This is a genomic window from Alkalibacterium iburiense (assembly GCF_039521845.1).
Taxonomy (GTDB): Bacteria; Bacillota; Bacilli; order Lactobacillales; family Carnobacteriaceae_A; genus Alkalibacterium; species Alkalibacterium iburiense.
This window is the reverse complement of record NZ_BAAACW010000042.1, coordinates 12,875-23,345: the sequence shown is the minus strand read 5'-3', so window position 1 is coordinate 23,345 and position 10,471 is coordinate 12,875. Positions and strand designations below refer to the sequence as shown.

At 35.8% G+C, this 10,471-nt stretch carries 10 protein-coding genes; 5 read left to right on the top strand and 5 right to left on the bottom strand.

Annotated features, from left to right (window positions below; translation table 11 throughout):
- Positions 1–24 precede the first annotated feature (24 nt).
- The 5 genes from tnpC to dhaS form a co-directional block, all read right to left on the bottom strand.
- Positions 25–1,275: an IS66 family transposase gene (gene tnpC, locus ABDZ53_RS03760; protein ID WP_343754130.1), complete on the bottom strand. Its 1,251-nt coding sequence runs from the start codon at positions 1,273–1,275 to the stop codon at positions 25–27.
- 229 nt (positions 1,276–1,504) lie between these two features.
- A complete protein-coding gene (gene tnpB / locus ABDZ53_RS03755) occupies positions 1,505–1,864 on the bottom strand; it encodes an IS66 family insertion sequence element accessory protein TnpB (protein WP_343754126.1) in 360 nt (119 codons plus the stop codon).
- A 493-nt stretch (positions 1,865–2,357) separates the two neighbouring features.
- On the bottom strand, positions 2,358–3,287 hold the full coding sequence (locus ABDZ53_RS03750; protein WP_343754123.1) for an alpha/beta hydrolase: 930 nt from the start codon (positions 3,285–3,287) through the stop codon (positions 2,358–2,360).
- Between the two features lie 391 nt (positions 3,288–3,678).
- A complete protein-coding gene (gene glpK, locus ABDZ53_RS03745; protein ID WP_343754121.1) occupies positions 3,679–5,187 on the bottom strand; it encodes a glycerol kinase GlpK in 1,509 nt (502 codons plus the stop codon).
- Between the two features lie 36 nt (positions 5,188–5,223).
- A complete protein-coding gene (dhaS, locus tag ABDZ53_RS03740; protein WP_343754119.1) occupies positions 5,224–5,775 on the bottom strand; it encodes a dihydroxyacetone kinase transcriptional activator DhaS in 552 nt (183 codons plus the stop codon).
- A 178-nt stretch (positions 5,776–5,953) separates the two neighbouring features.
- Between dhaS and ABDZ53_RS03735 the strand changes: the two genes are divergently transcribed.
- The 5 genes from ABDZ53_RS03735 to ABDZ53_RS03715 all read left to right on the top strand — a co-directional run.
- A complete protein-coding gene (locus ABDZ53_RS03735) occupies positions 5,954–7,099 on the top strand; it encodes a glycerol dehydrogenase (RefSeq protein ID WP_343754117.1) in 1,146 nt (381 codons plus the stop codon).
- 22 nt (positions 7,100–7,121) lie between these two features.
- Complete coding sequence (dhaK, locus tag ABDZ53_RS03730; protein ID WP_343754128.1) at positions 7,122–8,111, top strand: dihydroxyacetone kinase subunit DhaK; 990 nt, start codon at positions 7,122–7,124, stop codon at positions 8,109–8,111.
- Between the two features lie 32 nt (positions 8,112–8,143).
- Positions 8,144–8,722, top strand: a complete 579-nt coding sequence (dhaL, locus tag ABDZ53_RS03725) for a dihydroxyacetone kinase subunit DhaL (RefSeq protein ID WP_343754115.1) — start codon at positions 8,144–8,146, stop codon at positions 8,720–8,722.
- A complete protein-coding gene (gene dhaM, locus ABDZ53_RS03720; protein WP_343754113.1) occupies positions 8,722–9,096 on the top strand; it encodes a dihydroxyacetone kinase phosphoryl donor subunit DhaM in 375 nt (124 codons plus the stop codon). Before dhaL ends, dhaM begins: the two co-directional genes overlap by 1 nt.
- A gap of 920 nt (positions 9,097–10,016) precedes the next feature.
- A partial coding sequence (locus ABDZ53_RS03715) for a GNAT family N-acetyltransferase (protein WP_343754111.1) occupies positions 10,017–10,471 on the top strand: 455 nt, incomplete at its 3' end.

The window sequence follows — 10,471 nt, the reverse complement described above, 5'->3', positions numbered from 1 at the left end:
CGTTTTTTAGAGTTATTGACTGATTCAGCACATAACAAGTTTCAACACATAATTTCTGCCCATAACGAGTGACTTGATGCCACGTTCGGCTAGATTATTGGACAGCACGAGACGGCCGTCCTTCAGAACGTTCATCATCCGCTCTTTCTGATTCAGCGCATAGTTGATCGCTGTGCCAAGTTTGCCATGCGCAGTTAGAGATTCACACCAGTCAAAAAAGGCTTCAAGCTTCGGCTTCACTAATTCCAGGCGCTGGTCATACCGTTCGCTAACAGATAAGTCCTTGAGGGACTTATCCAACGCAAACAACTCGTTACACAGCGTGACTCCCTTATGAGCGACACTCTTACTGGAATAGTTCTGTGGACGTGCGTCATAGAACTTCCGTCTGATATGCGCCAGACAGGCGATCATTGTCATCCCTGGAAGATTATTGTACCCGGAGAACCCGTCACTATGTAGAAATCCAGTGTACTTTTTTAAGAAATCTCTAGGGACAGATCCGCTGCGTGATGGACCAAGCTTGTAGATATGTATGGCACGTTCACTGTATTTGCCGGTACTGAATAACCACATATAGGACCTTTGGCGGTCTTTGTCATTCAGTACTTTGAAGGTCGTTTCGTCGGCGTGTAGAACCTTCTGGTTCAACAGTTCTTGTCGCATGACAGCCACCAGAGCTTCGAAATAATACTGGGACGTTTTAATGTGCCAGTTCGTAATGGTATGCCGAGGGATTGGATAGCCAAGCAGATTCCAATAAGCCTCTTGGCGATAGCCAGGGACTTTTTGCTCGAATTTTTGATACATGGTTTCTGCTATCAGTGACGCAGAAGCGGCTGTGTTATTTAACGGAAGTCTGGGAATTTCAGATTTTGCAAAAGGCGTGCGCGTTCCGCTTTTCTCACAGTTCGCGCAGGCATATGTTTTCTGGAAATGTCTGTGGTTTTCAACTCTCGCCGGGATAAATTTAACTTCCTGACGGATGAGTTGTGTGCTGATTTCTTTCATTCCTTCTTTACATGTTGGACACGTACAAGACTCAATTTCATGAATGTGGTCAACAGTAGGAAGAGAAGACAACTGCTTGTCTTTTAACCCTTTACGTTTTTTGCGACGGTTAACGGTTGTGACTATAACTTCTTCTTCGTCGCTTTGGTCACCAGTCTGCTCTGGTTCGCTAAAAAGGCGATTGTTGAAGAGGTTGCCTTGGTTGGAATCATCGTTCAACGTTTCCTTCTTTGGGCCGTACAATTTCTGAGTTAAAAATTCGATTTGTTCTTTCTGTAAGGAAAGCTCATCTTCTTTTTGAGCGATAAGGGTATTCAGTTGTTTGTTTGACTTCTAATAGCTGGTCCAACTTTTCAATAATTACTTCAAACTGTTTGTCGCTCTTAATAGACATGTCTGCTTCTCCTCACATAAATAGTACTTATATTTTACATTAATCAGGAAAAGAAAACGAGAGAGCCATTGATTTTTTTATCAATTTCTCTCTCGTTTTTTAGGCTATACTCCCTTTAACCGCAGGTTTTATAGAAACTTTTTGGTTAACAGATAGTCCTTCAAGCAGCCAACGCAGCTGTTGTGCACTTAACTGTTGAATCTCGTTCTGGTTACGCGGCCAATTCAATTTCCCATTCTCTAAACGCTTATATAAGAGAAGGAAGCCGTCGCCTTCCCAATAAAGAGCTTTGAACCGATCCTTCTTTCCACCACAGAATAGAAAGAGAGCGTCGTTATAAACATCCACATCATATTCTTCAGTGATCGTCGCAGCTAATCCGTCAATTTGACGGCGCATATCCGTTTTTCCACACACAATAAAAATATTCTCTACTTGAGTAAAGTCAACGAGTTTCATTTAATGACAACTCCGCGAGGAGAACTCACAAGGTCGAGGGTTTGATTCCCTCATAAACTAGTAGCTCTGCCTGACTATTTTTTAAATGTGCCACCATTTTCTGTGAATGAAACCTCGAAATGTGTTAGCGATCAGTTTTATCATCATGCAGGGTTACCGGTATGATAGACTGTTTATTCTTTTCCAAAATAAAACCTCCTGTGTACTTAAGATATCTCAAATTTAACAGGAGGCCGCTAAGGCTCACAGGTACCCAGCTATTCATAGCTTACAAACAAAATAAAAGGTATTGTTGGAGTAGTGACCAAAGAAGAGAAGTAGTGAAACAGTCGGACACTATTCAATATCTAATATATACTGAAACGGTATGCAGGCTACAAGCCACTGCATACCGTTTTTCTTTTTACGAGGGAAAAAATTAATTGTGTACACACCATATCTTTATTCATCCTTCGAATTAATTAAAACTATAAAAGCATAACTTAATTGACGTTTAATTACTCTCTATCTGCTGTTGCAACCAGTCATCTATGTAAGAAAACACTTCCTCGTTATTTAGTTCATTTACCAATTCATGCCGGGCATCTTTAAATAACTTAAGTTTTACATTTTCCAAATCTAATTGTACATATTGCTCATATAATGCTTGAACTGCTTCGCCATACTTACCAACAGGGTCCATATCACCAGAAATAATTAAGAGGGGTAAATCTTTTTCAATTTTTTCTAGTCGTTTTGTTTGATATAGCAATTTAAAAGCGTGGAAGAGTTCATAGTAAAAATTTATCGGAGAAACGAAACCAGACAATTCATCTTTCTTATATTGATCCACAATTTTAGCATCTCTTGTTAACCAACTAGATGTCGGTGTCTGATTTTGAAACTTCTTATTGAATGACCCAAAAGATAATTTATCAATCAATTTAGCTTCTTTTTTATTATCGAATACCATATTTTGGAAGGTAGCCAATATTCTTCCCATTTTTACGTCCAGTCCATTTTGTTTGGCTGAACCAGAAAGAATCATCCCATCTATTTTTTCAGAATTTTGAATGATATACTCCTGCCCGATAAATGAACCAAAACTATGAGCAAAAATAAATAAAGGCAGTTGAGGATATTTCTTTTTTATCAACTCAGAAATTAGTTGTTCATCTTTAACAATTTTTTGAAAACCATTCTCACCAATATACCCAAAAACTTCTTCTTCTGTTAAAGAATGCCCATGACCGCGATGATCATCCGCATAAACAATATAACCTTTCTTATTCAAAAAATATGCAAAAGTTTCATATCGTGCAGAATGTTCGGCCATTCCATGAATAATTTGAACGATTCCTTTTGGTTTTTCTACTTGATCCCATATACGTAAAAATATCTTTTGGCCATCATGGGAAGAAGTATATATAGTTGTATGTTCCATTTTCCTGCTCCTATCAAATTTAATTTTATTTAGTATAATACAAAACAAATTATAACAAATTATAATTCCTTAAACGTGTATTTTGTCAGTGGAGTTGTCAGGAGATTACTTATTCATTCCACATATTGGGTTAGATTCTACTCTAGAAGTCATAAAAACTGGTGATACAAAGAATCGTGTAAACTAATTCAAAATCGGAAAATTTAATATTCTTAACATCAAAGACTATGGAATCTTTTTAAAATCCATAGTCTTTTTATAAAGACTTACTACAGGAGAGTCAAAATGAGTAGATGAGTAAAATCTTTCTCTTGGCTAGATTATAAATAGTTATATGTTCTTGTTGAACTCCTACTATATTTTCACGAATTATCAAGTAAAGATTGGAAAACTAGTCAAGATTTAACTGGGAATAATATCGAACAGTTTTAAGTGCGTTATGCCAGCTTTTTAATTTTGTCATTCGTTCTATTTGGGTCATATTTGGTTGGAAAATTTCGCTCTCAGACACTAAAGCTTTTAATTCATTTAAATCTTTCCAATAATCAACAGCTAATCCAGCGAGATAGGCAGCACCTAAACCTGTTGTTTCTAGACGTTCAACACGACTTACCGTTTTATTAAGGATATCAGCTTGAAATTGGATAAGAAAATTATTTTGAGCAACCCCGCCATCAACATGTAAAACATCAAGCTCAATTTCTGTTTCTGATTCCATTAAATCAATAATATCATTGACCTGGTAAGCTAAAGATTCAAATGTAGCAAGAACAAGTTCTCTTTTTCCAGTATGTTCATCCATTCCTAGAACAGCTCCTCTGACATCAGGTTCCCAATAAGGAGCTCCCATTCCTCGAAAGGTTGGAACAACATAGATTGGAGATTTCTCGTTTGCTTCAAGAGCCAAGGTTTCAGAATCTTCAATGTTCTCAAATAATTCTAGGCCATCTTTCAGCCATTCAATTGCACTTCCAGAAATTAAAGCAGAGCCTTCCAGAGCATAGTTAATTTGACCGTCTATTGAATAAGCAATTGTTGTCAATAAACGATTATTTGATAATTTTGCTTTGGAGCCGATATTCATAACAATAAATGTACCTTGACCATAAGTGCTTTTAACTTGTCCAGATTGGAAAGCGAGTTGACCAAATAATGAAGCTTGCTGATTCCCAGCTACCCCACTAATTGGTATTTTTACTCCTTCAAAAAAACTTGAATCCGTTTCTCCATAATAAAAAGAACTTGGATAAACATTAGGGAGCATGGCTCTTGGGATATTAAAGAGTTCGAGTAAGTGACTATCCCATTCTAAACGGTGAATATTAAAAAGCATCGTTCTAGATGCATTGGTATGATCAGTAGCATGTAACTTCCCTTTAGTTAGTTTCCAGATAATCCAACTGTCAATTGTTCCAAAAAGTAAATTTCCTTTTTCAGCTTCTGCTTGCGATCCTTCATTGTGGTCTAGAATCCAGCGAATTTTGCTTGCTGAAAAATAAGGATCCATAACAAGTCCAGTATTTTTATGAATATATTCTTCGTTTGTTACAGATTTCAATTGATTAATAATATTCAAAGATTGGTTAGAATTCCAAACAATTGCATTGTAAATAGGTTCACCTGTTATTTTATCCCAGACAACGGTCGTTTCACGCTGGTTACTTATTCCAAGTGCTTTTATTTGAGAATAACTAATTCCTGATTTTTGGGTAACTTCTTCTATTACATTACAAACAGATTGCCAAATGACATTCGGGTCATGTTCTACCCAACCAGGATTTGGAATAATTTGTTGGAATTTTTGACTAGCTGTTCCTATGTAATTTCCTTTCCGGTCAATAATAAAAGCACGAGTCGTAGTTGTTCCTTGATCAATAGAAAGTATATATTCTGCCATCATTTATCACTCCATTTATTCTATAAAAATAATAAATTGTTAATCAATTTGTAATTGGTATTTTACAAGTTTGACAAGCATTGCATGGTACTTCTGACTGTTTGGTCCGCAATTCTCTAATACCCAATGATAAAGGCTTTCAGATAAACCATAGCTATAAAAATCAGTTGCTGTTTGGATTAATTGTTTTTCATCTCGCGAAAGAGTCTGATCTTTAAAGTAATCATTTGTCAACTCGTTAACTAGATTTTTAATCGAGTAAATAAAGTACTGTTTAAAAGAATCTAGTTTGATATTCAAAAAAATCTTTTTGTAATAAATTTTATTTGATTCGAGATAAGTTAATAGATGCCACAAAATATCCTCCCAATTTTCCCAAGTCTTAATCGGATAAATAGATTCACATAACTCCCAATAGAAAATCCAAGTAACTAAATCATATCTATCGTCAAAATAATCATAAAAAGTTTGGCGACGGAAACCAGCTTGCTTCATAATATCAGTGATTGAGATTTTCTCGATTGTTTTTTTAGTTGTTAATTCTTGAAAGGCTAAAGCAATAATTTTTTTCGTTTTAGTTTCTTGTTCCATCTATTTAGACTCCTTCACTAAAGAGTGGCAAGTAATTTATTATCTAAAGTATACGTTACAGAAAATATAAAGCCAAGCGGACAAAGTATAGGTTTTGTCTGTTGAACTGACAACGCTTACTTGTTAATATTTATTTAGCAGCAAAGAAAGCGCTTAAATTATACGAGGAGGAATGACAATGAGAAAAGCATTTATTAGTCCAAGTAAGTACGTTCAAGGTGAAGACGAATTATTAAACTTAGGATTCTATATTCAATCTTTAGGAGAATCAGCCCTTGTTATCGGAAATAAAGAAGATATTGATCGAGTACAAGATAAATTAGATAAGACGGCAGAGAAATTTAATGTTAAACTGTATCGCGCAGATTTTGGTGGAGAAGCTACACGAGATGAAGTCGAGCGCTTGAAAAAAATAGCAGAAGAAAACGAGACAGATGTCATAGTAGGTTTAGGTGGAGGAAAAGCGATAGATACTTCTAAAGTGGTTGCAAATGGGCACAATGTGATTGTTTGTCCTACGATTGCCGCTCAGGATGCACCAACGAGCCACTCCGCTGTACTGTATACAGCTGATCATCAATTTGATGACTATGCTTATTTTATTAAAAACCCAGATGTAGTTCTAATGGATACAACAGTTATTGCGCAAGCGCCAAGCCGATTTTTAGTTGCGGGAATGGGAGACACCCTAGCTACTTATTACGAAGCGAGAGCAACCCGCCGATCAAACTCTAATGTGAATGCTGGTTTACCAAATGGTTATCATACAGGGGCAACAGGGCCAGCCAAAGGAACCATTGCAGCCATGACATTAGCCGAAAAAAGTTTGGAAATCATTTTTGAAAAAGGTTATGATGCAAAGATTGCGGCTGATAATAATATTGTAACTCCAGCCTTGGAAGACATTGTGGAAGCGAACACTTTATTATCTGGTTTAGGTTTTGAATCAGCAGGATTAGCAGCATCCCATGCGATTTATAATGGTTTAACTGTTCTAGATGGTCCTGGAAACTACTACCATGGTGAGCAAGTTGCTTTCACAACATTTGTACAGTTAGTCCTTGAAAATGCACCAAAATCAGAAATTAACGAACTGTTAGATTTTAGTATCTCTGTTGGATTACCAGTATGTTTAGCTGATTTGGATGTTGAAGAAGTGAAATATGATGAAATTTTAGAAGTAGCTAAAAAAGCATGTATCCCAGAAGAATCCATCCACTCAATGCCGTTTGAAATAACAGTTGAAGCTGTTGCACAGGCAATTATTGCAGCTGATGCGATTGGTCGAGACTATAAAGAAAAAAATAAAAAACTGAAAAGCTAAGATAGGGGTAGACATAGACATGATTAAGAAAATTTTAAATAATCCAGATAACATTGTTGATGAGATGATTGATGGGATGGTACTAAGCCATCCAGAATTAATTAAAAGAGTTCCTGAAACAGGAATCATACAACGAACCCACGATAAAAAGGGAAAAGTGGCTATTGTTTCAGGCGGTGGAAGCGGTCATGAACCTGCGCACGCTGGGTTTGTCGGAGCAGGAATGCTATCGGCAGCTGTCTGTGGAGCCGTTTTTACTTCTCCAACGCCCGATCAAATTTTAGAAGCTATTAAAGTAGCGGACGAGGGTAAAGGTGTATTTTTAGTCATCAAGAACTATTCAGGAGATATTATGAACTTTGAGATGGCTCAGGAACTCGCAGAGATGGAAGGAATTAAAATAGATAGTATTGTAGTTGATGATGATATCGCTGTCGAAGACAGCCTCTACACACAAGGAAAACGCGGTGTAGCAGGTACGATATTTGTCCATAAAATATTAGGCTATGCAGCTGAAAAAGGCCAGTCAATTGAAGAAATTAAAGAACTAGCTGAAAATTTAATTCCCAATATGAAAACTATTGGATTAGCTTTAACGGGAGTGACTACGCCAGGAAGTAGTAAACCAAGTTTTACATTAGCGGATGACGAAATTGAGTACGGAGTGGGGATTCATGGCGAGCCTGGATACCGGCGAGAAAAGCTACAAACTTCAAAAGATTTAGTTGATGAATTACTTACAAAATTACTAGAAGAATTTGAAGCAAACTCAAACAATCGCTTTGCAATTATCGTGAATGGTTTAGGTGGAACACCTCTAATGGAGCAATATGTATTTGCAAATGATGTTCACAAACAAATGAAAGATAATAAGTTGGAGATTGAATTCTCAAAAGTAGGAAATCTGATGACATCATTAGAGATGCAAGGTTTATCTTTAACTCTACTTCGTCTAGAAGATGACTTCTATCTGGAAGCCTTAAAAGCAACTGTTGATACTATTAATTGGTAATTTTTTTAAAAACTGAAAGGAAATATATTTTAATGAATATAGATATGGGAATTCGTTGGATGGAATTATTCAATGAAAAAATTCAAAATGAAAAAGACTATTTAACCCAATTAGACACACCGATTGGAGATAGCGATCATGGAAATAACATGTCTCGCGGGATGGCACACGTGGTTAAGGCGATTGAAGAACAAAAACCAGAGACTTTAAATGAGTTACTAAAATTAATTACAACAAATTTATTAAGTAAAGTAGGTGGGGCATCTGGGCCACTTTATGGATCGGCATTTATGGGAATGATGAAAGCTGAAACAGCTGGTGAAGAATGGGCCAAGATTTTAAAAACAGGCTTAGAAAACATTCAAATGCGTGGAAAAGCAGAACAAGGTGATAAAACGATGGTGGATGTGTGGATAGCTGTTGTAGAAGCTGTTGAAAATGGTGAATTAACGCATGAATTGATTGACGAAGCTGTTGAAGCCACTAAGCCATTGAAAGCGAAAAAAGGTCGCGCATCTTATGTTGGTGATCGCTCCATCGGCCATATCGATCCAGGTGCTTATTCTTCAGGATTATTATTTCACACGATGTTAAGAGCGGAGGCAGAATAATGGAAAAAACAGGGATTATTATTGTTTCTCATGTCTATGAAATAGCTGAAGGAATTCATCGTCTAATTAAAGAGGTTGCAGCAGATGTTGATGTTCAAGTGGTTGGCGGAGTCGATATTAAAGAAATAGGAACAAGTTTTGATACAACCTTAGCAGCGATTAATAATAGCTCAGCTAAAAACTTATTAGCTTTCTATGACTTAGGTAGTGCTAAAATGAACCTGGAAATGGCAATGGAAATGAGCGATAAAACCGTTAAAATATATGATGTACCAGTTGTTGAAGGGTCATATACCGCCGCAGCTTTATTACAAGCCGGTGTTAATCAAGAGAATATTGAAGAGCAGTTAGAAGAAATGCATAACGTAAAGTAAAAGATAAAATAGCATCATGAAAACAAACTAAACTTTACAAAATATAGACTATTCGTATAGACATTTATCATAATCGTTACCTACATGCGTATTTCTAATAACGGTGTGGAAATCTCGAATAATGACTTTAAAATTTCAAAGATTAATAAAGATTTTTGATACAGTATAGTAATAATATGCGGGTATTGATGCCCAGCGAGTGTACGAAAAATTGCTAGTAAAAAATTCAATGTGTTTCATAAAACATAGGCATATGCGTGAATATTTAGTCTAAACCATTACCAAAACCATTACTATATAACTCTAAACCTTGATTCGAAGGGGTTCAGATGAGCCCCCTCAACTCCATAGCAAGACGAAAGCCTCACTAGGGAACAGCTTATTCCTGAGTGGGGCTTTTTTCTATACAATATATCTTGCTCATCTTCAAAAAAATGTGTACTTTAAGAACATAAAATTTTATTGTACTTCAGTTATTATTTATTGAATTGTTGTATCAGGTTATATACTCAAACGATTAGGAGTCAAATGCTAAGTGAAGAATCATATCTTATACCAAACATAAGATAGAAATAAACAGCCTATTAAGTTATGCTTAAGACCAAAGTTACTGAACAGTAGGTTTTTATGTTATCTAAAGTAGAATTATTTAAAGATAGATAAAAGCTTTACTAGAGAACTATGCAGGTTTTCAATCGAACTCTCATCTAAATAAACCCAATGAGTATATAGTCTCAAATGAGATGACAGAAAATGAATTTGTAGAAAGAAATCAACAGTATTTATTGGATTTTAATGATGGTCATTTATGGTTCAAAGCTAAACAATCAACATTACCATATAGGGGGGTTAAGGTCCGAAGGTACAAAGATAGACTCTATATCTGAAGATTGTATATAATCAAATAGGAGATAAGATATATGATAAAAAGTTATGAACAAAGATATGAAAAACAGGTCTTACATTTATTAGAAAATTATCACATGAATTGGGCAGATTCCGCAATTGAAACTGCCTTAGCTTTCGATGAAGAAAAAGTAATTGGGATAGGCAGTTTATCTAAAAACGAAATGCATCCAAATCGGGAATACATAAATATCTATGTTCAACCTAAAAAACGGAGAAAAGGAATTGGGATGCTGATATTCAAAGAGTTATTCTCTTTGTCTGAATCCAAAAAGTTCCAGGCCGCCACTTCATCAAAGAATACGTCAACTGTTTCCTTCTTAGAGAAATATGGCTTTAATATTGCTAGAAAGTGCTATACACCGGAATTGAAAAAGAATCATGTTATTATTAATCTAGATTATAAGAAAAACTTCAAAACATTTGAAAGACTCTCTTCCAAACAAGAAGAGGAAACATTTAAATTGCA

Excerpts from the sequence above, each read along its gene's own strand:
- tnpB (WP_343754126.1), bottom strand. The coding sequence starts at position 1,864 with ATGAAACTCGTTGACTTTACTCAAGTAGAGAATATTTTTATTGTGTGT.
- ABDZ53_RS03750 (WP_343754123.1), bottom strand. The coding sequence starts at position 3,287 with ATGGAACATACAACTATATATACTTCTTCCCATGATGGCCAAAAGATA.
- glpK (WP_343754121.1), bottom strand. The coding sequence starts at position 5,187 with ATGATGGCAGAATATATACTTTCTATTGATCAAGGAACAACTACGACT.
- dhaS (WP_343754119.1), bottom strand. The coding sequence starts at position 5,775 with ATGGAACAAGAAACTAAAACGAAAAAAATTATTGCTTTAGCCTTTCAA.
- ABDZ53_RS03735 (WP_343754117.1), top strand. The coding sequence starts at position 5,954 with ATGAGAAAAGCATTTATTAGTCCAAGTAAGTACGTTCAAGGTGAAGAC.
- dhaL (WP_343754115.1), top strand. The coding sequence starts at position 8,144 with ATGAATATAGATATGGGAATTCGTTGGATGGAATTATTCAATGAAAAA.
- dhaM (WP_343754113.1), top strand. The coding sequence starts at position 8,722 with ATGGAAAAAACAGGGATTATTATTGTTTCTCATGTCTATGAAATAGCT.